The organism is Actinomadura sp. NEAU-AAG7, from assembly GCF_018603865.1.
Lineage (GTDB): Bacteria > Actinomycetota > Actinomycetes > Streptosporangiales > Streptosporangiaceae > Spirillospora > Spirillospora litoris.
This window is the reverse complement of record NZ_JAHFZY010000001.1, coordinates 2011181-2037991: the sequence shown is the minus strand read 5'-3', so window position 1 is coordinate 2037991 and position 26811 is coordinate 2011181. Positions and strand designations below refer to the sequence as shown.

The 26811-nt window shown below is 74.0% G+C and carries 26 protein-coding genes and 1 riboswitch; of the genes, 6 read left to right on the top strand and 20 right to left on the bottom strand.

Features of this window, described 5'->3' with window-relative positions; all coding sequences use genetic code 11:
- Positions 1–33 precede the first annotated feature (33 nt).
- Positions 34–1278 (bottom strand): threonine synthase, encoded by a 1245-nt coding sequence (gene thrC / locus KLI87_RS09360; RefSeq protein ID WP_156221562.1) that lies wholly within the window; start codon positions 1276–1278, stop codon positions 34–36.
- A 16-nt stretch (positions 1279–1294) separates the two neighbouring features.
- A riboswitch (SAM riboswitch) is annotated at positions 1295–1436 on the bottom strand.
- Positions 1437–1546: 110 nt separating this feature from the next.
- Positions 1547–2509 (bottom strand): cation diffusion facilitator family transporter, encoded by a 963-nt coding sequence (locus KLI87_RS09355; RefSeq protein ID WP_214616549.1) that lies wholly within the window; start codon positions 2507–2509, stop codon positions 1547–1549.
- A gap of 99 nt (positions 2510–2608) precedes the next feature.
- Between KLI87_RS09355 and KLI87_RS09350 the strand changes: the two genes are divergently transcribed.
- Positions 2609–4093 carry a trehalose-6-phosphate synthase gene (locus tag KLI87_RS09350; RefSeq protein WP_214616548.1) on the top strand — a complete coding sequence of 495 codons (1485 nt, stop codon included), beginning with the start codon at positions 2609–2611 and terminating at the stop codon, positions 4091–4093.
- Here the strand turns inward: KLI87_RS09350 and KLI87_RS09345 are convergent.
- Positions 4076–5158, bottom strand: coding sequence for a sulfotransferase (locus KLI87_RS09345; RefSeq protein WP_156221556.1), 1083 nt, complete (start codon positions 5156–5158; stop codon positions 4076–4078). The two genes, KLI87_RS09350 and KLI87_RS09345, sit on opposite strands and share 18 nt — an antisense overlap.
- 120 nt (positions 5159–5278) lie before the next feature.
- Complete coding sequence (locus KLI87_RS09340) at positions 5279–5830, bottom strand: RNA polymerase sigma factor (RefSeq protein ID WP_131761458.1); 552 nt, start codon at positions 5828–5830, stop codon at positions 5279–5281.
- 55 nt (positions 5831–5885) lie between these two features.
- Between KLI87_RS09340 and KLI87_RS40950 the strand changes: the two genes are divergently transcribed.
- Positions 5886–8090 (top strand): serine/threonine-protein kinase, encoded by a 2205-nt coding sequence (locus tag KLI87_RS40950; RefSeq protein WP_214616547.1) that lies wholly within the window; start codon positions 5886–5888, stop codon positions 8088–8090.
- Between the two features lie 241 nt (positions 8091–8331).
- Positions 8332–8913 (top strand): PadR family transcriptional regulator, encoded by a 582-nt coding sequence (locus KLI87_RS09330; protein ID WP_214616546.1) that lies wholly within the window; start codon positions 8332–8334, stop codon positions 8911–8913.
- A gap of 124 nt (positions 8914–9037) precedes the next feature.
- Here the strand turns inward: KLI87_RS09330 and otsB are convergent, their stop codons facing one another.
- Together otsB and KLI87_RS09320 are read right to left on the bottom strand one after the other, a co-directional pair.
- Positions 9038–9847: a trehalose-phosphatase gene (otsB, locus tag KLI87_RS09325; protein WP_308165914.1), complete on the bottom strand. Its 810-nt coding sequence runs from the start codon at positions 9845–9847 to the stop codon at positions 9038–9040.
- Positions 9848–9867: 20 nt separating this feature from the next.
- The gene (locus KLI87_RS09320; protein ID WP_214616545.1) at positions 9868–10215 is read right to left on the bottom strand and encodes a DUF3263 domain-containing protein; all 348 of its coding nucleotides are present in this window, start codon (positions 10213–10215) and stop codon (positions 9868–9870) included.
- Positions 10216–10550: 335 nt separating this feature from the next.
- On the opposite strand from KLI87_RS09320, the gene KLI87_RS09315 reads away from it, so the two are divergent.
- Positions 10551–11207, top strand: coding sequence for a MarR family winged helix-turn-helix transcriptional regulator (locus tag KLI87_RS09315; protein WP_214616544.1), 657 nt, complete (start codon positions 10551–10553; stop codon positions 11205–11207).
- Positions 11208–11244: 37 nt separating this feature from the next.
- Here the strand turns inward: KLI87_RS09315 and KLI87_RS09310 are convergent, their stop codons facing one another.
- The 5 genes from KLI87_RS09310 to KLI87_RS09290 all read right to left on the bottom strand — a co-directional run bounded on the left by KLI87_RS09310 (position 11245) and on the right by KLI87_RS09290 (position 16699).
- Entirely contained in the window at positions 11245–11580 is a 336-nt protein-coding gene (locus KLI87_RS09310; protein ID WP_214616543.1) for an SHOCT domain-containing protein, read from the bottom strand.
- 130 nt (positions 11581–11710) lie between these two features.
- Positions 11711–13843: a S8 family serine peptidase gene (locus tag KLI87_RS09305; RefSeq protein ID WP_214616542.1), complete on the bottom strand. Its 2133-nt coding sequence runs from the start codon at positions 13841–13843 to the stop codon at positions 11711–11713.
- A gap of 248 nt (positions 13844–14091) precedes the next feature.
- A complete protein-coding gene (locus tag KLI87_RS09300) occupies positions 14092–15759 on the bottom strand; it encodes a cation acetate symporter (RefSeq protein ID WP_214616541.1) in 1668 nt (555 codons plus the stop codon).
- Positions 15756–16133 carry a DUF485 domain-containing protein gene (locus KLI87_RS09295; protein WP_156221544.1) on the bottom strand — a complete coding sequence of 126 codons (378 nt, stop codon included), beginning with the start codon at positions 16131–16133 and terminating at the stop codon, positions 15756–15758. The genes KLI87_RS09300 and KLI87_RS09295 overlap by 4 nt, the downstream gene beginning before the upstream one ends.
- Positions 16134–16354: 221 nt before the next feature.
- Positions 16355–16699, bottom strand: coding sequence for a VOC family protein (locus KLI87_RS09290; protein ID WP_156221540.1), 345 nt, complete (start codon positions 16697–16699; stop codon positions 16355–16357).
- A gap of 84 nt (positions 16700–16783) precedes the next feature.
- Between KLI87_RS09290 and KLI87_RS09285 the strand changes: the two genes are divergently transcribed.
- The gene (locus tag KLI87_RS09285; RefSeq protein ID WP_214616540.1) at positions 16784–17644 is read left to right on the top strand and encodes a sigma-70 family RNA polymerase sigma factor; all 861 of its coding nucleotides are present in this window, start codon (positions 16784–16786) and stop codon (positions 17642–17644) included.
- 8 nt (positions 17645–17652) lie between these two features.
- Here the strand turns inward: KLI87_RS09285 and KLI87_RS09280 are convergent, their stop codons facing one another.
- From KLI87_RS09280 to paaZ, 7 genes are all read right to left on the bottom strand, one after another.
- Complete coding sequence (locus tag KLI87_RS09280; RefSeq protein WP_214616539.1) at positions 17653–17940, bottom strand: GlsB/YeaQ/YmgE family stress response membrane protein; 288 nt, start codon at positions 17938–17940, stop codon at positions 17653–17655.
- 67 nt (positions 17941–18007) lie between these two features.
- Positions 18008–19108, bottom strand: a complete 1101-nt coding sequence (paaE, locus tag KLI87_RS09275) for a 1,2-phenylacetyl-CoA epoxidase subunit PaaE (RefSeq protein ID WP_214616538.1) — start codon at positions 19106–19108, stop codon at positions 18008–18010.
- Positions 19109–19606 (bottom strand): 1,2-phenylacetyl-CoA epoxidase subunit PaaD, encoded by a 498-nt coding sequence (gene paaD / locus KLI87_RS09270; RefSeq protein ID WP_156221619.1) that lies wholly within the window; start codon positions 19604–19606, stop codon positions 19109–19111. It abuts the gene before it with no gap.
- On the bottom strand, positions 19600–20469 hold the full coding sequence (paaC, locus tag KLI87_RS09265) for a 1,2-phenylacetyl-CoA epoxidase subunit PaaC (protein WP_214616537.1): 870 nt from the start codon (positions 20467–20469) through the stop codon (positions 19600–19602). Before paaC ends, paaD begins: the two co-directional genes overlap by 7 nt.
- Positions 20470–20475: 6 nt before the next feature.
- Complete coding sequence (paaB, locus tag KLI87_RS09260; RefSeq protein ID WP_214616536.1) at positions 20476–20760, bottom strand: 1,2-phenylacetyl-CoA epoxidase subunit PaaB; 285 nt, start codon at positions 20758–20760, stop codon at positions 20476–20478.
- Positions 20760–21689 carry a 1,2-phenylacetyl-CoA epoxidase subunit PaaA gene (paaA, locus tag KLI87_RS09255; protein ID WP_214616535.1) on the bottom strand — a complete coding sequence of 310 codons (930 nt, stop codon included), beginning with the start codon at positions 21687–21689 and terminating at the stop codon, positions 20760–20762. Before paaA ends, paaB begins: the two co-directional genes overlap by 1 nt.
- A gap of 1 nt (position 21690) precedes the next feature.
- On the bottom strand, positions 21691–23742 hold the full coding sequence (paaZ, locus tag KLI87_RS09250; protein ID WP_156221530.1) for a phenylacetic acid degradation bifunctional protein PaaZ: 2052 nt from the start codon (positions 23740–23742) through the stop codon (positions 21691–21693).
- Between the two features lie 143 nt (positions 23743–23885).
- Between paaZ and KLI87_RS09245 the strand changes: the two genes are divergently transcribed.
- A complete protein-coding gene (locus tag KLI87_RS09245) occupies positions 23886–24521 on the top strand; it encodes a TetR/AcrR family transcriptional regulator (protein WP_308165913.1) in 636 nt (211 codons plus the stop codon).
- Here the strand turns inward: KLI87_RS09245 and KLI87_RS09240 are convergent.
- Complete coding sequence (locus KLI87_RS09240; protein ID WP_214616534.1) at positions 24508–25791, bottom strand: dihydrolipoamide acetyltransferase family protein; 1284 nt, start codon at positions 25789–25791, stop codon at positions 24508–24510. The two genes, KLI87_RS09245 and KLI87_RS09240, sit on opposite strands and share 14 nt — an antisense overlap.
- Entirely contained in the window at positions 25788–26783 is a 996-nt protein-coding gene (locus KLI87_RS09235) for an alpha-ketoacid dehydrogenase subunit beta (protein ID WP_214616678.1), read from the bottom strand. Before KLI87_RS09235 ends, KLI87_RS09240 begins: the two co-directional genes overlap by 4 nt.
- Between the last annotated feature and the right edge of the window lie 28 nt (positions 26784–26811).

Below are 26811 nucleotides of genomic sequence, written 5' to 3'. Positions count from 1 at the left end.
CTTCGTTGTCTGGCGCGGTCGGCGGCTTGCAGGTCAGGCGAGGCCCGCGGCGCGGAACGCCTCCAGGGTCGGGGCGATGTTCGCCGACGGCCGGGCGACGGGCGCGACGGCGTCCAGGGTCTTCAGCCCGTCACCGGAGTTGATGATGACGGTCTCGGCGGACGGGTCGAGCGCGCCGCTCTCCACCAGTTTGCCCAGCGTGGCGACCGTGACGCCACCCGCGGTCTCACCGAAGATGCCCTCGGTGCGGGCGAGCAGCCGGATGCCCTCGACGACCTGCTCGTCGGTGACGTCCTCGACCGCGCCGCCGGTGCGGCGGGCGATGTCCAGGACGTAGGGGCCGTCCGCCGGGTTGCCGATGGCGAGGGACTTGGCGATCGTGTCGGGCTTCACCGGCCGGACGACGTCGTGGCCCGCCTTGAACGCGGCGGCCACCGGACCGCAGCCGGTGGCCTGCGCGCCGAACACGCGGTAGGGCTTGTCCTCGACCAGGCCCAGCTTGACCAGCTCGCCGAACGCCTTGTCGATCTTGGTGAGCTGGGAGCCGGACGCGACCGGCACGACGATCTGGTCGGGCAGCCGCCAGCCGAGCTGCTCGGCGATCTCGTAGCCGAGCGTCTTGGAGCCCTCGGCGTAGTAGGGCCGGACGTTGACGTTGACGAACGCCCAGTCGTCCTGCTCCCCCGCGATCTCGGAGGCGAGCCGGTTGACGTCGTCGTAGTTGCCGTCCACGGTGACGAACGTCCCGCCGTAGACCGCGGTCGTGATGATCTTCTGCGACTCCAGGTCGGACGGCACGAACACCGCGCTGCGGATCCCCGCGCGGGCCGCCGCGGCGGCGACGGCGTTGGCGAGGTTCCCGGTGGAGGGGCAGGCCAGCACCTTGAAGCCGAGCTCGCGGGCGGCGGCGAGCGCGACCGCGACGACGCGGTCCTTGAAGGAGTGGGTCGGGTTGCCGCTGTCGTCCTTCACCCACAGGCGCTGGAGGCCGAGGCTCTCGGCGAGGTTGTCGGCGCGGACGAGCCGGGTCAGGCCGGGCTCGGTGTTGGGGGTGTCGACGACGGACGCCGGGACGGGCAGCAGCCCCCGGTACCGCCAGATGTTGCTAGGGCCGGACTCGATGTCGGCGCGGGTGATCCCGCCGAAGTCGTAGGAGATCTCCAGCGGACCGAAACACTCCTCGCACACGTAGTGCGGGCCGAGGTCGCGGGTGGAGCCGCATTCGCGGCAGACGAGACCGGTAGCGGGTCCGAGGTCAACGGCAGGCGTGAGTCCCATGAGGGCGAGGGCCTTTCTCCCATCTTCCCTGCGCCACCTTGGTCGCAGGCCGGAGTTGGCACCATCTCCCGGCCGGCCCCGCAGGATCGCGAGCGCACGCTAGCCGGGTGGTTGCCGGGGCTTCGTCGGGCCGGTCCCTCCACCCCTCTGGATGAGCGGTATTCAGTTGTTGCGAAGGCAAGGCCCCCGCTATGAGCGCTATCGGCTCGTATGCGAACTTTACATGATCTGACCGGGTTCCAGACAGGTGGGTCCGCCGTTGGAGACGTTACCCGGATGAGTCCTTGATCACGCTGGGGGCGTCCTCGGCCGGGCGGGGGCGCTGGGTCGGGTCGAGGAAGACGTGCCGGACGATCGGCACCCGCTCGCGGAGCCGCCGGTCGATCTCGCCCGCGACGTCCTCGGCCTCGTCGGCGCTGATGGCGTCCGAGAAGTGGACCTTGGCGGCGACGAGCAGCTCGTCGGGGCCGAAGTGCATGGTGAGCAGCTCGTCCACGCCGGTGACGCCGTCCGCGCCGACGATCTCGGCGCGGATCCGGCGCAGGTCGGCGGGGTCGGCGGCGCGGCCGATCAGCAGGCCCATGCTGTCGCGGCCGAGGGCGAGCGCGACCGTCACCAGCAGCAGGCCGATGAGGACGGAGGCGAGCCCGTCCCAGAACGAGGAGCCGGTGATCTCGCGCAGCGTCAGCCCGGCGGCGGCGATCGCGAGGCCGACCACGGCGGCGGAGTCCTCGAAGAGGGCGGCCTTGAAGGTCACGTCGGGCGTCCGGCGGACGTGGTCGACGAGGTCGCGGCCGTTGTCGCGGGTCTCCCGGCGCGCCTGCGTGAAGGCCCGCACCCAGGACCCGCCCTCCAGCACCACGCCGAGCCCGAGGACGGCGTAGGCGAGCCACACCTGCGTCCCCTCGCCGCCGTGCCCGGTCATCGTCAGGATGCCCTCGAAGATCGAGAACCCGGCGCCGGCGACGAAGATCCCGAACGCGGCGAGCAGCGACCAGAAGTAGCGCTCGTTGCCGTAGCCGAAGGGGTGGCGGGGGTCGGGGGGGCGTGCGCTGCGCCGCAGTGACGCGTAGAGGAAGCCCTGGTTGAGGGTGTCGGCGGCGGAGTGCGCCGTCTCGGCGAGCATCGCGCTCGATCCCGCGAGCAACCCGGCCACCAGCTTGGTGAAGGTCAGGATGAGGTTCGCGGCACCGGCGACGAGCACGGTCTTGTTCGTTTCGGCCCTGCTCATCCCGACGCGTTACCCGGAGCGGATCCGGCTAACCGAGAGGGAGGTCACGTCCGCGCGGGGTGCTTGGTGGGCGGCGGTCGCGGCTGAGACCCTGCCGTCATGAGCCAAGTGCTGGTGGCGTCGAACCGGGGCCCGGTGTCGTTCTCGCTGTCGGAGGACGGCGGGCTCGTCATGCGGCGGGGCGGGGGCGGGCTGGTCTCGGGCCTCGCGGGGGTCGTGGGCGCGGGCCCCGATCCGGGCCCGCCGCGCTTTCCCGGTCCCGGACGCGGCGACCCGGGCGTGCTCTGGGTGTGCGCGAGCCTCGGGGACGCAGACCGCGCCGCCGCCCGCCGGGCCCCCGAGGGGCGGCTCGACCTGGACGGGCACGACATCGGCGGCGCGGCCGTCCGGATGCTGGACGTCCCCGCCGACACCTTCCACCGCGCCTACAACGGCGTCGCCAACTCGACGCTCTGGTTCGTCCACCACCTGCTGTTCGACACCCCGCGCGTCCCGCACTTCGACGCGAGGGCGCGGCGGGACTGGCAGTCCTACGAGGCGTACAACGCGGCGTTCGCCGACGCGCTCGCCCGGGACGCGGCTCCCGGGGCGAAGGTCGCGATCCAGGACTACCACCTGTCGCTCGCGCCGAGGATGCTCCGCGACCGGCGTCCCGACCTGCGGATCGTGCACTTCTCGCACACGCCCTGGGCGCCGCCGGACTACTACCGCCTGCTCCCGGACGACATCGGCGCGCAGGTCCTGCACGGCGTCCTCGGCGCCGACCACGCCGGGTTCCTCACCGGGCGCTGGGCGGCGGCGTTCCTCGACTGCTGCGAGCGGTTCCTGCCGGGCGCGCGCGTGGACCGGGCGGCCGGGACCGTCACCCGCGCGGGGCAGGCCACCCGGGTCGGCGTGCACGGCCTCGGGGTGGACGGGGACGCGCTGCGCCGCCGCGCCGCCGAGCAGGACGTCGTGGAGCGGGCGCGGGCGCTGCGCGACCAGGTGGGCGACCGGCAGCTCATCGTGCGCATCGACAGGACGGAGCTGTCGAAGAACATCGTCCGGGGCCTCGCCGCCTACCGGGAGCTGCTCGTCAACCATCCGGAATGGCACGGACGGGTCGTCCATCTGGCGTTCGCCTACCCGTCGCGTTACGACCTGTCCGAATACCGGGAGTACACGGCGGCCGTGCAGCGGACGGCCAAGCAGATCACCGACGAGTTCGGGACGCCGGACTGGGACCCGCTGGTCCTCCAGGTCAACGACGACTACCCGCGCTCGCTCGCCGCCTACCGCGTCGCCGACGTGCTGCTGGTCAACCCGATCCGGGACGGCATGAACCTCGTCGCCAAAGAGGGGCCCGTCCTGTCGGAGCGGGGGTGCGCGCTGGTGCTGTCGCGGGAGGCGGGGGCGGCGGCGGAGCTGTCGGGCGACGCGCTCATGGTGAACCCGTTCGACGTCTCGCAGACGGCGGAGACGCTGCACCGGGCGCTGCTGATGCCGCGCGAGCGGCGCGCGGAACGCTGCGCGCGGCTGGCCGCCGCCGCGACCGCGCTGCCGCCGCGCCGCTGGTTCGCGGGCCAGCTAGCCGCCCTCGACTGAGACGGCCCTGAGCAGGGACTCCACCGGGCCGGGCTCGTGCCGGCGCTGCCACCGCTCGCGCAGGTCGGCCTTGTGCTGCGCCATCCGGCGGTGCGCGCTGGTCCGGCCGAGGCGGGCGAGCCGCGCGGCGGACGGCTTGGGCAGCCCGCTCGGCTCGTACCCGTACTCGGCCAGCCGCTCGCCGAACGCGGCCTCGGCCAGCGCGATCTCCCACGGTTCGAGCCGCTCGGCCCAGGAGCCGACGTGGTCGGCGGTGATCGAGGCGCGGGCGTGCGATCCGCGCGGCGGCGGGACGGGGAACCCTCCGTGGGCGACCTGCGGGTGGGTCATCGCGGGGTCGAAGTCCTCGCCGAGGAACTCGCAGAGCCGGATCAGCTCGTCGGCCGGGTCCGCGATGAGCCGTTCGTACTGGAGCTCGTAGTAGGCGTCCGGGCCGAGGCGCCCGGCGAGCCGCCGCCCGATGTCGATCGTCTCCCGCCACACCGAGATCGCGTGGTGGACGTCGTGCTCGTACCAGGGCATCTCGCGCAGCGACGCGACGCAGTCCCGCCCGTCCCGGACGAGGTGGACGAACTGCGCGCCGGGGAACATCCGCAGCAGCGTCCCCACGTGCCGGGCGTAGCTCGGGCGCCGGTCGCCCCAGCGCGCCTTCCCGCAGTGGCGCGCGTAGGCGTGGAACACGAGCGCGAGCGCCGACCCGAGCGTGGGCGGACCGGCGGCGATCTCCTCGGCGACCTCGGCCGCGTCCAGGCCGAGGGCGTGGAACCGCGTCCGCCTGCTTCCGGTGAGCCACTCCGCCAGCGCCCGCCTGTTCTCGCTCTCGCCGAGGTCACCGAACTCGAACCGCGCCGTGTAGGCGGGCAGGACGAACTTCGTCTCGGTGGGGATCGCGATGCGGTGATGCGAGTGCAGCATGAGCCGCAGCAGCGTCGCCCCCGACCGGGGGCAGCCGAAGACGAAGATGGGGCGGTCGGGCGGACCGGGCCGGACGCCGCCCCCGAGCCCCTCCAGGCGGGCGGGACGGACGGGACGGTCGGAGCGGGAGCCGAGCTGGGCTGGAGACATGCTCGGCATGGTGACCGACGCGCCCGCCCGGCGCCCTCCCACTTACGGCATGGTTGCCGGTCGATGACCGAGCCGTTGACGTTCCGCCCCACCGGGTTGGGGCGCGGAGGGGGAAGCGGGTCAGGTGTAGGACTCGCCGAGGGTCTGGCGGACCTGCTTGCGCGCCTCGTGGATGCGGGACTTGACCGTCCCGAGCGGCAGCTTGAGCTGCTCGGCGATCTCCGCGTACTCCAGTTGCGACACGTCCCGCAGGACGAGCGCCTGGATGAGGTCGGGCTTGCGCGCCTCCAGGTCCTCCATGGCGTCGAGGATGTCGACGCGCGAACCGGCGATCACGCTGGTGCGGCGCGGGTCGGGGCGCTGCTGCGGGAGCTCGCCCGCCTGCTCGACCGAGCGGCGCTTCAGCGACCGGTAGGTCGAGCGCGCGGAGTTCGCGACGACGACGTGCAGCCACGTGCTGAAGCGCGACCGCCCCTCAAAGCGATGGATGTTCCGCGCGACCTGCAGCAACGCGTCCTGGCATGCCTCCTCGGCGTCCTGCCGGCAGGGTAGGAACCGGGAGCTGTGCCGCAGCACGTCCGGTTCGATCTTGCGGAGAAGCTCGTTCAGCGCGGACTGGTCGCCCTGGGCGGCCTTGACCGCCAGCTCCTCGGTCCTTTCGTCGAATGCCATGCGGCGCCTCAATGCTCGTTCGCACACTCACCCCGTTTGTTGGGATGATACGGGAGTGTCGTTCCCACCATCAGTCGGCCGTTACCGAATCGATCGCGTCCTGGGTTCGGGGGCGTTCGCCTCTGTATGGCTCGGGCACGACGACGCGCTCGACTCGCAGGTCGCGATAAAAGTCCTGTCCGGAAGCCTGATCGACGACCTCGACGTGCGCAACCGGTTCCTTGAGGAGGCCAGGATCCTGCGCCGGGCCGACTCCGAGCGGCTGGTGCGGGTGCACGACATCGGTGAGCTCCCCGACGGGCGCCCCTATTTCGTGATGTCCTACGCCGACCGGGGGACGCTCGGCGACCGGATGCGAGAGCGGCCACTTCCGGTCAACGAGGCCCTGGCGCTCGCCGAGGAGATCGCCTACGGCGTCGAGGTGATCAACACGCTCGGCGTGATCCACCGCGACCTCAAGCCGTCCAACGTGCTGTTCCAGTCGACCAACAGCGGCGGCGAGAAGCTGCTCATCGCCGACCTCGGGCTGGCCAAGGCGCTCGCGCACGCCTCCGGCGCGTTCACGCTGCCGGTCGGCACGCCCGGCTACATGTCGCCCGAGCAGGCGCGGTTCGGCGGCGGCCTCGACGTGCGCGCCGACGTGTACGGGCTCGGCGCGCTCACCTACCACATGGTCACCGGACGCGCCCCCGGCCCGGCGCCGGTCAAGACGCCGCCGAGCGAGATGCGCGAGGGGCTGCCGCCCGCCGCCGACGAGGTCATCCTGCGGGCGCTGGAGACCGAGCGGGAGAAGCGGTGGCCGACCGCCGAGGCGTTCGCCGAGGCGCTGTCCACGCTGCGCCCGACGGTGCTGCCCGGCGCCGCGGTCCCGCCCGCGTACGCGGCGGCCCCCGTCATCGAGCCGGACGCGACCATCCAGGACTACTACCAGGACGGCACGGTCGCGCAGAAGCACGGCGGGCAAGCACAGGGCGGGCAGGCACAGGGCGGGCAGGCACGGGGCGGGCAGGCGCAGGGGGCGCAGAAGCAGGGCGCCGCTCCCGAGCGGCCCCCGGCGCCCGCGGCCGGTCAGGCGCCGCAGACGATATTCGACCAGCCGCCGCCGTCGCCCTCGCCGTCCAGCCCGGACGACGTGCACACGTCCGAGATGCGCGTCCCGCCCAAGCCCGCCGCCGGCGGCGAGCCCGCGACGATCGTCGACCAGCCGGCCGGCGGCCCGTTCGGCGGACGGGTCGAGCCGCCGACCGTCCCCGACGAGGACGAGCACACCGTGACCTACCAGCCGCCCCCGTCTCCCGGCGGCGGTGGCGGCGGTGGCGTCGGCGACGACGTCAAGACGGCCGCGTTCCCCATGCAGCAGGGCGGCCCGCCCCAGAACGCGCCCGCCCCGCACGGGCCAGTAGGCCCGGGGCAGGGCCCCCCGCCTCCGATGCACGGCCCCGGACCCGGCGGCCCCGGCGGGCCCGGACCCGGTCCCGGCGGTGGGTATCCCCCGCCCCCGACCGGTTTCCAGCCGCCTCCTCCCGGGCAGGGCCGGCAGCCGTCCGGCGCGAAGGGCGGCGGCCTGCTCGGCAAGCTGAAGGGCGCGGGCGGCGGCAAGGCGGGCGGCCCGGGTTCCGGCGGTTCGGGCGGCGGCGGGGCACCCAGGAAGTTCGCCACGCCGCTGATCATCACGGCGGTCGTGCTGGTGCTCGCCGTCGTCGGCGGGCTGGCCCTCGGCGCGCTGTTCTCCGGTGACGACGGCGGCAAGAAGGGCGGCGGGAAGAAGTCGTCCGCGCTCCCGGCCGACTTCGCCGAGGTCTCCGACACCTCGGGCAAGATCAAGGCCGCGGTGCCGAAGGCGTGGCCGAAGCAGCAGGAGCCGACGTGGTCGCCGTCCACCGTCCGGCTGAACGACGCGCAGCCGCGGCCGGTGCTGCGCGCCACCCCGAACAAGGCCGCCTTCCTCGGCGACGGAGCCGGGCCCGGCGTGTTCATCGGCATGACCACCGACGTCCAGGACGGGAAGCTCCCCCCGCCCACCGCCGCCGTGCACCCGAGGTGCACCAAGTCGGCGCCGGAGAACTACACCACGCCCGACAAGGCCCTCAGCGGGACGATCACGCGCTACACCGGCTGCAAGTCCGGGACCGCGTCGGTCACCGAGGTGGGCCTGAAGGACGCCTCCGGCAAGTTCGGCCTGTGGATCCGCGTCAAGGAGACCGACGGGCGGGCCGCCACCAAGGACATCCTCGACCATCTGAAGGTCACCGGCCCGTAGTCCCGGGCCCCCAGGGGAGGTAGCGGACGTCGTCCCGGGACGTACCGCGCCCCCTCGCGAGCGACGTCGCCCACGTCCCGCATCGGCAGCCGCGAACCGCGTATCCGCGCCGCGCGCGGCGCCTTCGGCATGCCCGGAAACCACACCCCGGAGACGGATGTCAATACTCGTTGTTGCATCGCGAGCGATCCCGATATATCGTTAAGCCATCGCAACCGATACCGACACGAAGGAGCACGCGATGCGAGAGCCCGACATGAGAAGGCGCGGCGGCCACCGGGGCCCCGAGGAGCGCGCGCGCCGCGGCGATCCGTTCGGCGGCTGGGGCGGCTTCGGCCCGGGGCCCGGCCACCGGGGACGCGGCGGCCGCGGCCGCCGCACCCGGCGCGGCAACGTCAGGGCGGCGCTGCTCGCCCTGCTCGCCGAGCGGGCGATGCACGGCTACGAGATGATCCAGGAGCTGGACAACCGCACCGGCGGGGTCTGGCGTCCGAGCCCCGGCTCGGTCTACCCCACCCTCCAGATGCTGGAGGACGAGGGGCTCGTCAGCAGCGAGGAGCAGGGCGGCAAGCGGCTGTTCGCGCTCACCGAGGCGGGCCGGGAGGAGGCGTCGGCGCAGACCGTCGCCCCCTGGGACGAGGTCACCGAGGCCGCGGGCGAGAACGTCATGCGCGGGCGCGAGGCCATCGGCCAGCTCCTCGGCGCCCTGCAGCAGGTCATGTCCGTCGGCAGCGAGGCCCAGAAGGAGCGCGCGCTGGACGTCGTCAACGACGCCCGCCGCCGCCTCTACGGGATCCTCGCCGACGACCCCGCGGCCGAGTGAGCACCGCCCGGGCGAGCCGGAGCAACCACGAACCGCCGTGGCCGTCCTGGACGGCCGCGGCGGTTCCTTCTCTCGTGGCGGGATCGGCGCGGGGTGGCGGCCGGTCGGCCGCGCGACTCCCCCGCTACGGCAGTGAGCCGAGGAGCTCCACGACGCCGGACGGGCCGTCCACGACGAGGTCGGCGCGCTCGGCGAGCGCGGTGACCTCGGCGGAGCCGCTGCACACCTTCACCCCCGGCACGCCCTCCTCGCGCAGCGCGTCGACGGCGGCGAACCCGGCGAGGTCGCCGAGGTCATCGCCCGCGAACAGCACGCCGGACGGGTCCGCGCCGCGCTCGTCCACGAACGACCGGAACGCGATGCCCTTGTCCGTGCCGGGCGGGCGCAGTTCCAGGACGTAGCGTCCGGGCTCGACGACGAGGCCGGTCCGCTCGGCGAGCGCGGCGAGCAGGCCGCGCAGCCGTTCGAGCGCGACCTCCGGCTCGGCGCACCGCCGCGTGTGCACGGCGATCGCCTGGCCCTTGTCCTCGACGCCGACCTCCGGCGGGGCGCCCGCCGCGCTCAGCACGCCGGGCAGCTTCGCCCGCGCCTCGGCCATTCCGGGCGGCGGGTCGGGCACGGTCAGCGTGCCCGACTCCCAGCGCTCGCGCCCGTACTGGCCGAGCACGACCAGGCCGTCGATGCCCGCGAAGCCGCCGTACTCCACCGCGATCGCGGCGGGACGTCCGGTGACGATCGCGAGCCCGCCGACCAGCGGGGCGAGGCGGGCCAGCGCCGGAGCGGCGCCGGGATGCGCGCGGGCCGTGGCCGGATCGGCGACGATCGGCGCCAGCGTGCCGTCGAAGTCGAATCCGAGCACGGCCCGGGCGGGATGGTCACGGATCGCGTCGAGGCCGCCCGTTCCGGCGGCCGTCACAGACTGGGGAGAGTTCACACCGACCAGTGTTGGTCATGTCAGGGCCGGATGCCGAGTCGGCTCGCGGCGCGCCGCCGCTGCCGCTGCGTCCGCATCCGGCGCAGGCGCTTGACGAGCATCGGGTCGCACTCCAGCGCCTCGGGCCGGTCGATCAGGATGTTCAGGAGCTGGTAGTACCGCGTCGCCGACATGTCGAACAGCTCGCGGATGGCCTGCTCCTTGGCTCCGGCGTACTTCCACCACTGCCGCTCGAAGGCGAGGATCTGGCGGTCGCGCTCGGAGAGGAGGCCGGCCGGGAAGGCGGCGTCGGCCTCCAGGCCGTCGCCTTCCGGGCCGTCGTCTTCCAGACTGTCGTTCACGGGTTGCAGGGCTGCGCCATCGTCCATGCTTCCGTCCTGTTGGGGGCCGTCGCCGGGGGCATCCGCCGCGTGCATGAGGTCCCCTCTGTGGTTACTGATCCCGGGACGTCCGGGTTCGGCAGGGTGCCATGCTAGCCGTCCGCGCCGACAAGTTCCGGCGGTTCGCGCGGAAGAACGGGAGCCCCGTTCAGTGCATCACATCCCCCTTCACCTGGGGCTCTTTCACGCGCTCGTGTCCCATCGCGAACGCTCGTCACAGCAGCCGCCGGGGTCCCGCATAAGGTCGGCGTAAAGAAAGCATGCACACTACATGCGTTAGGGTGGGAGATCGGCGATCACCGGCATGGAACGGGAGACCTGGCATGGCGACGGAGACCTCCGCCACCGAGCGGTCCACCGAACGGTCCACCGAGCGACCCGCCGAGCGGCCCGCCGGGCACCCCCCGCCCGAGGCCGACCCCGTCCTCGCCGAGATCGGGGTGGCGCTGTTCCACCTCCGCCGCGTCTGGGCCAAGCCCGACCTCATGAAGCGCATCCGCGCCCAGACGTCCGGCGGGCCCGGCGGGCGCCCGCTCCAGATCTCCAACCTGATGGTCGTCAACGCCATCGCCGCGCTGACCGCCGAGGCGGGCGAGGAGCGGAAGGGGCCCGCGCCGGACGAGGCGGACTGCGCGTGCGAGGTGACCGTCGGCGCGGTCGCCGAACGGCTGGAGGTCGACCCGTCGACCGCGAGCCGCCTGGTGGGCCACGCGATCGACGCGGGCCTGGTGTCGCGGCGCCCCTCGCCCGTGGACGCGCGCCGCGCCAACCTCGGCCTGACCCCGGCCGGACGGCGCGTCAAGCAGGTCTCCGAGCGGTTCCGCCGCGCCTACCTCGACGAGCTGATGGCCGGCTGGTCGGAGGGCGAGCGCTCCGAGTTCGCGCGGCTGCTCACCCGGTTCGCCGACGCGGCCGCCGCCCGGGCACCGATGTACCCGGACGGCATCGACCAGATCTTCGAGGAGGCCGGCGCCGAGTAGCCGCGCCGTCGTGCCCCGCACGGCCCTGGCCCCGCCCTCAGCCGCCGTTGCGCAGCGCGGACATGCGCATCAGGTACTCGTCCTCGTCGATCTCCCCGCGTGCGAAACGCTCGGCGAGGATCGACTGGGCCTTGCGCATCGGGTCCGCCTCGTGCGCCGCGGCCGGTGGACCGAAGCCGCGCCATCCGCCCGGCCCCGGCCGCCCGCCGCCCGCCGCGATCCGGCGGCGGATCAGGTAGAACGCCGTGCCCAGCACCGCCAGCCACAGCAGCCCGAACGTGATGGGGAAGATCGGCCAGAACGCGGGCGGGTCGCCGCCGTCGTGCCATGCCGGCGGGCTCGCCGCGACCTGTGCCGCCAGTGTCGTCATCATGGTTCCTCGACCCTTCCTGTGTGCGGATGAGTCGATGCTCGGCGACAGGTCAGGGGGACGTCATCGTCCAGCCGGAGACTCCCGCGCTACGCCCGCCGGAGTAGCGGGACGCGGGGCCGGTGCGCCGGGGTCACCACCAGGGCGGACGGTAGTCCTCGTCGTCGGCCGGGGGCGCGGTCGGCGGGGAGGAGTCGCGCGGCCCCCGCGACTCCCGGGGCTCGCGCGGGTCCTGCGGACCCCACGTGTCGCGCGGATCACGCGGGCCGAGATCGCGCGGGCCGCCGAACTCGCCGAGATCGCGGGGTTCGAGCAGGTCGCGGGGATCGAGCGGGTTGCGCGGGTCCAGCGGGTCGTGGGGGTCGAGCGGGGGTTCCGCCGGTTCCGGCGGAGCCGCCGGGGGCTGCGCGGGAGGCGCCGCCGGGGGCGCGACGGGCGGGACCATGGGCGTGGCGCCGCCCGCGTCCGGACGTCCGGGATCGCCGAGGGCGCTGCGCCGGAACCGCTCCCAGTCGTCGTCGTCCAGCGGGTCGGTGTCGTTGAGGTCCCGCGCGTCCGGCGGCGGGCCGTGATGCTTGCCGTTCGGCGCCACGCCGCTCCCGTTCAGGCCGCTCCCGTTCAGGCCGTGCCCGTTCAAGCCGTGCCCGTTCAAGCCGTGCCCGTTCAGCCCGTGCCCGTTGTGGCCGTTGGCGCCGTTGAGCCCGCGGCGTCCGGCGCGTCCGCTCCCCGGGTACTCCTCCGGGACGAACGGGTGCAGCTCCGACGGCGGCGCGGGAGGCTCGGGGGGCATGTGGTCCGCCTCGTCCGGCATGGGGGGCATCGGCGGGTAGTCCGGGGTGGTGTAGGACTCGTCGAGGCCCCAGGGCTGCACGTCCACCGGCGCGCTCAGCGGCTGCCCGACCGGCTCGCCCATGTCGGCGGGAGCGGGGGCCCACTCGACGCCGATCGGCGCGGGCGGGGCGTACGGGGAGGGCGACGGCAGCCCGTAGTCGGGGACGACGTCGGCGTGGTCGCCGGCGTCCGGACCGCGGCGGCGGCGCCGCAGCCGCCACGCGATCAGCAGCGCGAGCGCGAGCAGCAGCCCGCCCCCACCGAGCGCCCCGGGAATCAGCAGGTCGGTGCCGTCGTCCTCGGACGCGGCGGACGGCCCCGCCGCCGGAGCGGACGGCTTCGCCGACGCGGCCGGGTTCCGGACGCCCCGGTTGAGCCGGGACGCGGCGAGCAGCGCCCGGACGGCGTCGACGGTCCCGGCGCACGTCGTCGAGCCGGTCGGGTGGCCGCGGCGCGGCGGGGAGCCCTGCACGAGCGCCTGCCGCACCTGGTCGGGGGTGAGCCTAGGGTAGCGGGCGCGCACCAGCGCGGCGACGCCCGCGACCATCGCCGAGGACGCGCTGGTGCCCGTCCCGACGACGTAGCCGCTGCTGGAGTCGGCGCTGACGATGTCGACGCCGGGCGCGCAGACCGACGCGTGCGAGCGGCGGTTGCTGTCCTTCCACAGGCGCAGCCTCCGGTCGAGCGCGCCGACCGCGATCACGCCCGGGTAGGCGGCGGGGAAGTTCTTGCTGTTGGCCCCGGAGCCGTCGTTCCCGGCCGAGGCGATCAGCACCACGCCCTTGCCGAGCGCGTACTCGATCGCCGCCTCCTGCGACGGCGTGCCGTTGTAGTTCAGGTGGCCGCCGCCGAGCGACATATTGATGATGTCGGCGCCGTGGTCGACGGCGTACCGGATGCCCTGCGCGATCGCGTTGGGGTCGCCGACGGTCTGCCCGCCGCGGCGCAGCGGGTCGTCGTTCTCCAGGGTGACGCGCACCGACAGGACGCGGCTCTGCGGGGCGACGCCGAGCACGCCCTCCGACTGCCCGGCCCCGTGGCCGTGGCCGGCGATGATGCTGGCCATCGACGTCCCGTGCACGCCCCAGTAGCTGCCGCCGGGCTTGCGCGCGCCGCCGGTGAGGTCGGGGCCGTCCAGGACGCGCCCGGTGAGGTCGGGGTGGCGGCGGTCGACCCCGGTGTCCAGGACGGCGACGGTGACGCCGGAGCCGCGCGTCCACCTCCAGGCCCGCGCGGCGCGCAGGACGCCGAGGTGCCATTCGCGGGCGCGGATCTGGTCGGCCCTGGCCGCGTGGCGGACGCCGGACGCCGCGCCGTGCACGGACCGGTCGCGTTCCCCGGTGGTGAGCGCCGCCGGTACCGCGACGGCGGCGGCGAGGGTCAGCGCGGTGAGGGCGGCGGTCGTCCGCGCGCCGAGCGACGGAGCGATCCACACCCGTGGTACCGGACGAGCACGCCGGACACGGCGTCGACCGGCATGGGACACTCCGCGCACCTCCTCCCCGGCAGTCGGCCGTGGTACGCCCGCGGGCCGCGAGGCATCATTCTGCCACGCGAATCCGCTGGGCCCCGGGCACTCGTCGCATTCGGGGACGGTCCGGGCCAGCGCGCACCTTACTCCCCGTCAACATCCTTATCACCGTCCACCCGCGCCTCGCCGGCGTCCTCCCCGGCAGGACGGGCTCAGTGCGAGCCCACGCCGGTCAGAGCGCGGACGGCGAGGTCGTCGTAGCGTGCCGGGTCGGCCTTGCCGCGTGTGACGAACGTCCCCACGACCGCGCACAGAAACCCGATGGGAATCGACACGAGACCGGGGTTCTCCAAGGGGAACAGATGGAAGTCGACCCCCTTCGGGAACAGCGACAGGTTCTCGCCCGTCACGGGGTCGACCTTGCCGGAGACGACCGGCGACAGCACGACGAGCACCAGCGAGGCGACCAGCCCGCCGTAGATGCCCGCGACGGCGCCGCCCGGGGTGAACCGGCGCCAGAACAGCGACAGCACGATCGCCGGGAGGTTCGCCGCCGCCGCCATCGCGAACGCCAGCGCGACCAGGAACGCCACGTTCAGGTTCCGCGCGACGACGGCGAGGACGATCGCCAGCGACCCGACGAGGAACGCGGCGAACCGCGCCACCGCGACCTCCTGCGACTCGCGCGGGCGGCCGAGCATCAGCACCTGGCCGAAGTAGTCGTGCGCGAGCGAGGTCGCGGACGCCAGCACGAGGCCCGACACGACGGCGAGGATCGTCGCGAACGCCACCGCGCCGATGAAGGCGAGCAGGACGTCGCCGCCGACCCGTCCGGCGGCGTGCTCGCCGAGCGCCCGCGCGAGCTGCGGCGCGGCGGTGTTGCCCGACGGGTCCTGCGCGAGGATCGCGTGCCGCCCGACCAGCGCCGCCGCGCCGAACCCGAGCGCGAGCGTCATCAGGTAGAAGACGCCGACGAGCCCGATCGCCCACGACACCGACGTCCGCGCGGCGCGCGCGTCCGGCACGGCGAAGAACCGGGTGACGATGTGCGGGAGCCCGGCGGTGCCGAGGACGAGGGCCAGCGCGAGGCTGACGAAGTCGAGCTTGCCGACGACGGTCCGGTAGGTGTCGCCGGGGACGTCGCGCCCGTACCGCTGCCCCGGCTGGAGGAACCCGGCGCCGCTGCCGCTGGCGTCCGCCGCCGAGCCGAGCATCGCGCTGACGTCGAAGCCGAACCGGCCGAGGACCAGCCCGGTCAGCGCCGCCGCGCCCGCCGTCAGCAGCACGGTCTTGATGATCTGCACCCAGGTCGTGGCCTTCATCCCGCCGAACATCACGTAGCAGATCATCAGTACGCCCACCGCGACGATCGTGGTGGTGCGGGCGGCGGCCGCGGACATGCCGAGGAACCGGTGCCCCGCCCGGATGCCGAGCAGCAGCGACACGAGCGCGCCCGCCCCGACCATCTGCGCGAGCAGGTAGAACACCGACACGGTCACGGTGGAGACGGCCGCCGCCGTCCGCACCGGCGCCCGGTCGGGCGCGCGTCGCGCGAGGACGTCGCCCATCGTGAACCGGCCCGCGTTGCGGATCGGCTCGACGAGCAGCAGCGTGAGCACCCACGCGACCAGGAACCCGACCGAGTACAGGAACCCGTCGTAGCCCGACAGCGCGATGATCCCCGCGATGCCGAGGAACGACGCGGCCGACATGTAGTCCCCGGCCAGCGCGACGCCGTTGCGCGCCCCGGAGAACATCCGCCCGCCCGCGTAGAAGTCGTCGGCGCCCTTCGTCGTGGCCCGCGCCCAGACGGTGATCGCGAGCGTGACGACGACGAAGCCGAGGAACAGCCCGAACGTGAGCGTCCGCCCGTCGGTCACCGCGGTTCCCGGGCCTGCTCGGCGGCCGCCGCGGCGGCGTCGGCCCGCAGCCGCGCCGCCAGCGGGTCGAGGCGCCGCCGCGCGTAGCCGACGTAGAGCCCGGCCAGCGCGAACGTCGAGACGAACTGGAGGAGCCCGAGCAGCAGCGCGACGTTGACGTTCCCGGCCACCTTCCGCGCCATGAGCCCCCGCGCGAACCCCGAGAGCGCGACGTAGCCGAAGTACCACCCGAGGAACCCGAGCGCGACGCCCGCCGCCAGCCGCGCGTACCTCCTCCTGAGCAGCACGAACCGCGCGTCGTGCGCGTAGTGCCCGGGACCGGCGCCGCCCTCCCGTTCGGGCCCCCGCCGCGCCGGTCGCGCCCCCCAGACCATACGGTCCCCCCTGACCCGATCATGACCCTGTGTGGCCGTTGCGGTCCCCCATGAGATCAAGGGCCGGGAGGGGCGGCGTGCCACTTGGGGAGAAGCAGATCAATCCTTGCCCGCCACCGAATCCTCGATCGCCCGCAGCACGTCGCGGTGGAACCGGGACGGGGCGCTCCCCGCTCTCGGCCACCCGGGGCGCGTACCGGTCGCCCGGACACACCTGCGGGTCAGGGGGTCTGGGCCAGGCCGATCACGTTGCCGTCGGCGTCGCGGACGGTGGCGATCAGCTTGCCGCCGCCGACGTCCTTGACCTCGTCCTGCGCCCGCGCGCCCGCCGCGAGCAGCGCCGCCACGGTCGCCTCGATGTCCTCGACCTCGACGTAGGGCACCGGGCCCGTCATGCCCTTGCGGTGGCCGTTCGGGTCGAGGCCGATGTCCTGCCCGGCGACCCGGTAGCCGACGTAGAAGGACTCCTCGTAGACGGGCTCCGCGCCCAGCAGCGCGGTGAAGATGGGCGTGGCGCGCGCGATGTCGGTGACGGGGAAGATGATCGTCTGGATGCCCTGGCTCATTGTCGCTCCCTGTGTCGAACGGTTGGCGGGCCCGGCCGGGGGCCGGTCACGGGGACGGCACCCTCCGGGTCGAGAATGTGACCGATGGACGAGCGATCCCTGGCCTCGGCGTTCGAGGAGCACCGGCCGCGCCTGCGGGCGGTGGCCCAGCGCGTGCTGGGCTCGGCCGCCGAGGCCGAGGACGCCGTCCAGGAGACCTGGCTGCGGCTCGCCGGGGCCGGCGCCGAGGGGATCGAGAACCTCGGCGGCTGGCTGACCACGGTGGTCGGGCGGGTGTCGCTGAACATGCTGCGGTCCCGCGCGTCCCGCCGCGAGGACCCGCTCGGCGAGCGGGCGCGCTCGACCGCGGGCGGGACGACGCCGGAGGACGAGGCGCAGCTCGTCGACTCGGTCGGGCGGGCGCTGCTCGTGGTCCTGGACACCCTCACGCCCGCCGAGCGGCTCGCGTTCGTCCTGCACGACATGTTCGCGATGCCGTTCGACCAGATCGCGCCGATCGTCGAGCGGACCCCGGCGGCGGCGCGCAAGCTCGCGAGCCGGGCCCGGGGCCGCGTCCGGGCGGCACCGGACGCGGCGGGCACCGGCCTCGACCGGCACGGCGAGGTCGTCGAGGCGTTCCTGGCGGCCTCGCGGGCCGGCGACTTCGAGGCGCTGCTGTCCCTGCTCGACCCGGACGTGCTCATGCGGGCCGACCGCGCCGGCGTCGCGTTGGGCGCCGCGGACCTGGTCCGGGGCGCCGCCGGTGTGGCCGAGACGTTCTCCGGCGGCGCCCACGGGGCGCGCCCGGCACTCGTGGACGGCGCCGCCGGAGCCGTCTGGACGGTCGACGGCAGGCCGCGCGTCGTGTTCGACCTCACGATCATCGGGGGCCGGATCACGGCGATCGACCTGCTCGCCGAGCCCGAGACGCTCGGGGCGCTCGTCCTGGAGCCGCCGGCGCGCTGACGGCGGCCTCAGTGGGTGCCGGCGCCGCGTCCTCGCCCCCGCTGCTTCCAGCCCGCCACGAGGGCCACGCCGACGACGGCGAGGCCGACCTGGAGGACCAGTTCGATCCAGTCGATGCCGTCGGTGGTCTTCACCCCGACCTTCTGCGCGATCGCGGTGCCGATCAGCGCGGCGATGATGCCGATGGCGACGGTGAGCAGCACGCCGATGGGCTGCCTGCCCGGCAGCAGCAGCCGGCCGAGCGCACCGATGATCGCCCCGATGACGATCGCGGTGATGATCCCTGTGATGGTCACGGGTCCCGCCTCCTCCGAGGTGTAGGTAGGGGCCCTTGTGCCCGTTCAGGGCTGTTTGTCACCTGTATCAGCCGTCGTAGTCGATCGTGAGCCGCTCGGTGGTCGGGACGGACTGGCACGTCAGGACGTATCCGGCGGCGATCTCGGCGGGATCGAGCGCGAAGTTGCGGCGCATCCGGACCTCGCCCTCGACGACCCGGGCCCGGCACGTCCCGCAGACGCCGCCCTTGCACGCGAACGGCAGGTCGGGCCGGACGCGCTGGGCCGCGTCCAGCACGGTCGCGTCCCTCGGCTGGGTCATGGTGGTCGAGCGGCCGTCCAGGACGACCGTCACCTCGCTCGACGGCCCGGACGGCGCGCCGCGCTCCCGGACCGGCGCGGGCGGCGGCCCGTCGTCGTCCACGTGGAACAGCTCCTGGTGGACGCGCTCGCGCGGCACGCCGAACTCGCCGAGCAGCTCCCGCGCCCCGGCGACCATCGCGAACGGGCCGCACAGCCACCAGTGCCCGACGTCGTGGACGGGCACGAGCCGCGGCAGCAGCTCGCGCAGCCGCGCCGCGTCCAGCCGCCCGCTGAACAGCTCCGCCTCGCGCGGCTCCTGCGACAGCACGTGCACCAGCTCGAACCGGTCGGGGTGGGCGTCCTTCAGGTCGGCCAGCTCGTCGGCGAACATGACCGTCCCGCTGCGCCGGTTGCCGTACAGGACGGTGACGCGGGCGGACGGGTCCTCCAGCACGGACGCGGCGATCGACAGCACCGGCGTGATCCCCGACCCGGCCGCGACCAGCACGTGGTGCGCGCCGCGAACGCCCGGGGCGTCGAGCGTGAACGTCCCGGCCGGCGCCAGCACCTCGATCTCGTCGCCCGCCCGCACCTCGTGGACCAGCCAGGAGGAGAACAGCCCGTCGGGGATCTCCCGCACGCCGATGCGCGGCGGCGCGCCCGCCGGGGCGCAGATCGAGTAGGACCGCCGCTCCTCCCGCCCCTGGACGAGGCGCCGCAGCGTGAGGAACTGGCCGGGCGTGAACGCGTACTCCTCGGCCAGCTCGTCCGGGACCTCGAAGGCGACCGCGACCGCGTCGTCGCAGAGCCGCTCGACGTCCGCGACGCGCAGCGGGTGGAAGCCGCCGCGCCGCCGCGCGGCCCCCGCGGTGTCCAGGACGGTCACTCAGATCTCCTTGACGTGCTCGAACGGCTCCCCGCACGCGGCGCAGCGGTGCAGGGACTTGCAGGCGGTCGAGCCGAACCGCGACACCTGCGCGGTGTCGGCGGAGCCGCAGCGGGGGCAGGGGACACGCCGGGTCGGGCCGAGGGACAGCGGGATCGGGCCGGACGCCCTGCGCGGCGCGGAGCCCGGCGGTGAGATCCCGGCCTCGGCGAGCTTGGCGCGCCCGGAGGCGCTGATCCAGTCGGTCGTCCACGGCGGGTCGAGGACGGTCCGCACCCGCACGTCGCGGTGCCCCGCCTCGGCCAGCCGCGCCCGCAGGTCGTCGCGCATCGCGTCCAGCGCGGGGCAGCCGGTGTAGGTGGGGGTGATGAGGACCTCCACGTGCCCGGCCTCCTCCCGCACGTCCCGCAGGACGCCCAGCTCGGCGAGCGTCAGCATGGGCAGCTCGGGGTCGGTGACGGTCTCCGCCACCGCTCTGGCCGTAAGGGTGCTCACCAGGTCGCTCCCGGGTGTGCGCGGGCGAGGCCCTGGAGGTCGCCGAGGAGGTCGTCCAGGGCGGCGGTGTGGGAGCCGTCCCGTCCGGCGAGGGCGGGCGGGCCCGGTTCGGGGAGGGTCAGCGTCGCCTCCGCCAGCACCTGCGCGAGCACGCCGTCGAACTCCTCCCGCACGTCGGACGGGTCCACGCCGACCCCCGCCGCCGCCATCGCCCGCTCGGCCCCGTGGGTCGCGAACAGCTCGCCCGCCCGCGGCCACAGGGCGTCCAGCGCCTCCTGCGCCCGCCCGTGGGAGTACTCGGTGCCGTCGCCGAGGCGGATCGTCCACAGCGCGGCGTGGTCGCGGTGGTAGGCGACCTCCTTGACGCCCTTCGCCGCGATCGCCGCGAGGACGGGGTCGCGGGAGCCGGTGAGGCGGTCCAGCAGCGCGAGCCGCCACGTCGAGAACAGCAGCGACCGTACGGTGCAGTGCGCGAAGTCCCCGTTCGGGGCCTCCACGAACCGCACGTTGCGGAATCCCGGCGCGTCCCGGAAGTAGGCGAGTTCGTCCTCGTCGCCCGATCCGGCGGCCGCGGCGGCGCGGGAGAGCAGCAGCCGCGCCTGCCCGAGCAGGTCGAGCGCGATGTTGGCGAGCGCGACCTCCTCCTCCAGCTCGGGCGCGCGCGTGCACCACTCCTGGAGCCGGTGCGAGGCGATCAGCGCGTCGTCGCCGAGCATCAGGCAGTACGCGGCGAGGGCGTCGCGGTCGACGCCCTCGGGGACGGACGCGTCGATCCCCGCGAGCGGGTCGTGGAAACCGGTGCCGAACGCCCAGCGGGCCTCGTCGTTGTCCTCGGTGATCGCGCCGAGTGCGTTGTCGAAGGACATCGGACCTCACATGTGCGGGACGTTCTCGGGGATGTCGTAGAACGTCGGATGCCGGTAGACCTTGTCGCCGCTGGGGGCGAAGAACGGGTCCTTCTCGTCCGGGCTGGACGCGGTGATGTCCCGCGCCCGCACGACCCAGATGCTCACGCCCTCGTTGCGCCGGGTGTAGAGGTCGCGCGCGTTCCGCAGCGCCATCTCGTCGTCGGGCGCGCGGAGCGAGCCGACGTGCACGTGGTTCAGGCCCCGCTTCCCCCGGACGAACACCTCGTACAGCGGCCAGTCCTTCTCCATCACGCGACCTCCCTCGTCTTCGCCTTCGCGGCGTGGGCGGAGGCCGCCGCGCGCACCCAGGCGCCCTCCTCGTGCGCGGCCCGGCGCGTCGCGATCCGCTCGGCGTTGCAGGGGCCGTCGCCGCTGATCACCCGCTTCAGCTCCGACCAGTCGATCTCGCCGAAGTCGTGGTGCCCGCGCTCCTCGTTCCAGCGCAGGTCGGGGTCGGGAAGCGTGACGCCGAGCGCCTCGGCCTGCGGGACGGTCATGTCCACGAACCGCTGCCGCAGCTCGTCGTTGGTGTGCCGCTTGATCTTCCAGGCCATCGACTGCGCGGTGTGCGTCGAGTCGGCGTCGGGCGGGCCGAACATCATCAGCGACGGCCACCACCAGCGGTCCACCGCGTTCCGCACCATCTCGCGCTGGGCGTCCGTCCCGCGCATCAGCGTCATCAGCAGCTCGTACCCCTGCCGCTGGTGGAACGACTCCTCCTTGCAGATCCGGATCATCGCCCGCGCGTAGGGGCCGTAGGAGCTGCGGCACAGCGGCACCTGGTTGCAGATCGCGGCACCGTCCACGAGCCAGCCGATCACCCCGACGTCGGCGAACGACAGCGTGGGGTAGTTGAAGATCGAGGAGTACTTCTGCCGGCCCTCGATCAGCTTCTCGGTGAGGTCGGTGCGGTCGGCGCCGAGCGTCTCGGCGGCCGAGTAGAGGTAGAGGCCGTGGCCCGCCTCGTCCTGCACCTTGGCGAGCAGGATCGCCTTGCGGCGCAGCGAGGGCGCGCGGGTGATCCACTCCCCCTCGGGCTGCATCCCGATGATCTCCGAGTGGGCGTGCTGCGCGATCTGCCGGACCATCGTCGTGCGGTACCGGTCGGGCATCCAGTCGCGCGGCTCGATCCGCTGGTCGCGCTCGATCGTCTGCTCGAAGCCCTTCTCCGGATCCACGTCAGACCTCCTTCGGCTCGGCGGCCTCGCGCTTGGCCACCAGTGTCAGGACGTCGTACTTCGCGACGACCTCGCCGTCCTGCCGGGTGACCTCGGTGTCCCATCGGACCTCGCCGTAGTCGGCGTTCTCGCGCGGGGTGATCTGCTTGGCGGTGAGCGCCACCGTCAGCTCGTCGCCCGGGAACGTCGGCGCGAGGAACCGCAGGTTCTCCAGCCCGTAGTTGGCGAGGACGGGGCCGGGCTCGGGCGAGACGAACAGCCCCGCCGCGAACGACACCACGAGGTAGCCGTGCGCGACCCGGCCGCCGAAGAACGGGTTCGCCCGCGCGGCCTCCTCGTCCATGTGGGCGTAGAAGGTGTCGCCGGTGAAGTCCGCGAAGTGCTCGATGTCGGCCAGCGTGACCGGGCGGGGGCCGGCGACGACCGTGTCGCCGATCCGCAGGTCCTCCAGGTGCTTGCGGAACGGGTGGACGTCGCCCCGCGCGCGCGGCGAGCCCTGCGTCCAGCGCCCGGTGATCGCCGTGAGCATCGACGGCGAGCCCTGCACGGCGGTGCGCTGCATGTGGTGCATGACGCCGCGCACGCCGCCCATCTCCTCGCCGCCCCCGGCGCGTCCCGGGCCGCCGTGCACCAGCGTCGGCAGCGGCGAGCCGTGCCCGGTGGACTCCTTCGCGTCCTCCTCGTTCAGCACGAGCAGCCGCCCGTGCCAGGGCGCCGCGCCGATCACGACCTGCCGCGCGAAGCCCGGGTCGGCGGTGACGACCGAGCCGACCAGGCTGCCGCGCCCCCGGGCCGCGAGCGCGACCGCCTCCCGCGTGGAGGAGTAGGGCAGCAGCGTCGCGACCGGCCCGAACGCCTCGACCTCGTGCGGCTCGGCGCGCCCGTGGTCGTCGGCGCGCAGCAGGACCGGCGACAGGAACGCGCCGCGCTCGGCGTCGGCGTCGAGCACCTCGACCCGCTCGGGGTCGCCGAACACGATCCGTCCGGCGTCCGTCAGCGCCTTCAGGCTCCGGCGGACCTCCTCGCGCTGTTCGAGCGTGGCGAGCGCGCCCATCCGCACGTCCGGGTTGGACGGGTTGCCCACGGTCACGCGAGCGAGCCGCTCCCCCGCCGCCTGCGCGACGTCGTCGACCAGGTCGGCCGGGACGATCGCGCGCCGGATCGCCGTGCACTTCTGGCCCGCCTTCACCGTCATCTCGGTGACGAGCTGCTTGACGAACAGGTCGAACTCCGCCGTCCCCGGACGCGCGTCCGGGCCGAGGATCGCGCAGTTCAGCGAGTCGGCCTCGGCGTTGAAGCGGACCGACCGACCGGCCACCACCGGGTGCGTCCGCAGCCGCAGCGCGGTCGAGGCCGACCCGGTGAACGCGACGAGGTCCTGCTCGGTCAGATGGTCGAGCAGGTCGCCGGCGTCGCCGCAGACGAACTGGAGCGTCCCGGCGGGCAGGATGCCGGACGCGACGATCAGCTCCACCAGCCGCGCCGTGAGGTAGGCGGTCTGGCTCGCGGGCTTGACGAGGCTCGGCATCCCGGCGAGGAACGCGGGCGCGAACTTCTCCAGCGGGCCCCACATCGGGAAGTTGAACGCGTTGATCTGCACGGCGACGCCCTGGAGCGGCGAGCAGATGTGCCGTCCGGAGAAGGTGCCGCCCTTGCTCAGCGGCTCCACGTCCCCGTCGACCAGGACGGTGTCGTTCGGCAGCTCGCGCTTGCCCTTGCTCGCGTACGACAGCAGGACGCCGATGCCGCCGTCCACGTCGATCCGCGAGTCGGCGAGCGTCGCGCCCGTCCGCGCGGACAGCGCGTACAGCTCCTCGCGGTGCTCGCGCAGGTGCAGGGCCAGCGCCTTGAGCAGGACGGCGCGCTGGTGGAAGGTCAGCTCGCCCAGCGCCGGGCCGCCGACGAGCCGCCCGTGCGCGAGCGCGGCGCCCATGTCGATGCCCGCGGTGGAGATCCGCCCGATCTCCTCGCCCGTCACCGCGTCGGTGAGCGGCGCCCCCTCGTCCGGCGGTATGTGCCAGGCGCCGGACACGTAGCTGGGCAGCGGAGCCATGGGCGAGCCCTCCTCGTCCTCGGAAAACCCTCGGAGTCGTGGAATTACCGACCGTCCGTTCAGTAAGTATCGTACCTCGGTGCCGGGCCGCTGAGAAGGCCGCGCCGGGCCGCCGGGCCGCCGCCTGCTGCGATAATGCCGCGGTGAGCGAGGTGGGCGAGGTGGGTGACGGCCGCGCGACCCGGCGGCGCGGGCGGCCCGGATACGACCGGGAGAGGCTGCTCGCGGTCGCGGTGACGGTGTTCAACGAGCGCGGCTACGACGGCACCAGCATGGACGACCTCGCCCGGCGGCTCGGGATCAGCAAGTCCGCGATCTACCACCACGTCACCGGCAAGGACGAACTGCTCCAACTCGCCGTCGACCGCGCCCTCGACGGCCTGTTCGCCGCCGCCGAGGAGGCCGCCGCCGCGCCGGGCCGCGCGATCGACCGGCTGGAGCACCTGGTCCGCGCCAGCGTCGCCGTCCTGGTCGAGCGGCTCCCGTTCGTCACGCTGCTGCTGCGCGTGCGCGGCAACACCGCTGTCGAGAAGCGCGCGCTGGCCCGCCGCCGCGAGTTCGACCGGCTGGTCTCCGGGCTGGTCGCGCAGGCCGAGGCCGAGGGCGACATCCGCCCCGACATCGACCCCGCGATCACTGCCCGGCTGCTGTTCGGCCTGGTCAACTCGCTCGTCGAGTGGTACCGCCCACGCGGCCGCGCGGGCGGCGCGCAACTCGCCGACGCCATCTGCAAGGTCGCCTTCGACGGGCTGCGCAACCCCCGCGCTACAGGCGGGTGACGAGGAGTTCGGGACGCTCGACGCAGTCGGCGACGAACCTCAGGAAGCCGCCCGCGACGCCCCCGTCGCAGATCCGGTGGTCGAAGGTGAACGAGAGCTGCGCGACCTTCCGCAGCCGCACCTCGCCCTCGAACGCCCACGGCCGGTCCACGATCCGCCCGACGCCGAGCATGGCGGCCTCGGGGTGGTTGAGGATGGGGTTCGAGCCGTCCACCCCGAAGACGCCGTAGTTGTTCAGCGTGAACGTCCCGCCGGTGAGGTCGGCGGGGGTGAGGCGTCCCTCGCGGGCGTCGTCGGTGCGCCGCCTGAGCGCCGCCGCGAGTTCGGCGAGCGTGAGGGACTGCGCGTCGCGGACCACCGGCACCACCAGGCCCCGCCCGGTCTGCGCGGCGAACCCGAGATGGATCCGGGACGACTGGACGATCTCCTCGCGCTCGGCGTCCACATGGGCGTTGAGCTGCGGGTATCGCCGCAGGCCCGCCACACAGATCCGGGCGAGCAGCGCCAGCGTGCCGACGCGCGCGTCCGGGTCGGCGCGGCCGATGCGCTCCCTCAACTCCACCAGCGGTGTCGCGTCGACGTCCACCCAGGTGCTCGCGTCGGGGATCTCGCTGCGGCTGCGCACGAGCTTCTCGGCGATCGCGCGCCGCGTCCCCCTGAGCGGGATGCGCACGACGTCCGGGGTCTCCTCCGGCGGCTCGGGCCTGGCGATCGCGGCCTCGACGTCGCGCCGCAGCACGACGCCGCCGGGCCCGCTCGCCTCGATCGCGGCGACGTCGACGCCGTGCTCCTTCGCCAGCCGCCGCACCACCGGCGAGATGACCCGCGGCGCCTCGGCACCCGGCTTCGGCGCGGGCACGGGTGCGGGCGCGGACACGGGCGCGGGCACGGGCGCGGGGACGGGCGCGGTCTCCGGACGGGCGGCGCGGCGGCGCGACCGGCGGGAGGCGCCGTCGCTCGTCCCGTAGCCGACGAGGACGTTGCCGGAACCGGCCCGCTCCTCCTCCCGGTACCGCTCGCCGGCGCCCTCCCGGAGGGTGATCTCGATCAGCGGCGCGCCGACGCCGACCACCGACCCGGCGTCGGCGTAGAGCCGGGCCACGACGCCCGCGATCGGGATCGGGACGTCCACGGCGGCCTTGGCGGTCTCGACCTCGACGACGCTCTGGTCGACGGTGACCGGGTCGCCGACCGCCACCTTCCACTCCAGGATCTCGGCCTCGGTCAGCCCCTCGCCGAGGTCGGGCAGGTTGAAGACCGTCGCGGTCACGCGGCACCGCCCAGGAACCGCGTGTCGGGCTCGTCGTCGCGCTGCAGCCGGTCGAGCGCGTCGAGGATCCGGTCGACGTTCGGCAGGTGGTGGCGCTCCAGCATCGGCGGCGGGTAGGGGATGTCGAAGCCGGTCACGCGCAGCACCGGCGCCTGGAGGCTGTGAAAGCAGCGCTCCTGGACGCGGGCCGCGACCTCCGCGCCGACCCCGGCGAACCCGGCGGCCTCGCTGACGACGACGCAGCGTCCGGTCCTGCGGACGGACGCGACGACCGTGGCGTCGTCGAACGGGACGATCGTCCGGAGGTCGACGACCTCCAGGTCCCAGCCCTCGCCCGCGGCGGCCTCGGCGGCCTCCAGCGCCACCGGCACGCTCGGCCCGTAGGCGACGAGCGTCGCGTCGGCGCCGGACCGGCGGATCGCGGCGCGGCCGAACGGCTCCGCGCGGGCGGGCAGCGCGACGTCCGCCTTGGACCAGTACAGCTTCTTCGGTTCCAGGAAGATGACGGGATCGGGGTCCTCGATGGCCTCGCGGAGCAGCGAGTACGCGTCCGCCACGGTCGCGGGGGTGACGACCTTCAGACCCGGGGTGTGGGCGTAGTAGCCCTCGCTGGAATCGCAGTGGTGCTCGACGCCGCCGATCCCGCCCGCGTAGGGAATGCGGATGACCAGCGGCAGCCCCACCTGCCCGCGCGTGCGGTTGCGCGTCTTCGCGACATGGGAGGCGATCTGCTCGAACGCCGGGTAGGCGAACGCGTCGAACTGCATCTCCACGACGGGCCGGAACCCGCCCATCGCCATGCCGACGGCGAATCCCACGATCCCCGCCTCGGCGAGCGGGGTGTCGAAGCAGCGGTCGTCGCCGAACTTGTCGGTCAGGCCGTCGGTGACGCGGAAGACCCCGCCGAGCGCGCCGACGTCCTCGCCGAAGACGACGACCTGGTCGTCGCCGTCCATCGCGTCGCGGAGCGCGGCGTTGAGGGCCTGCGCCATGGTGGTCGTGCTGGTCGTGCTGGTCGTC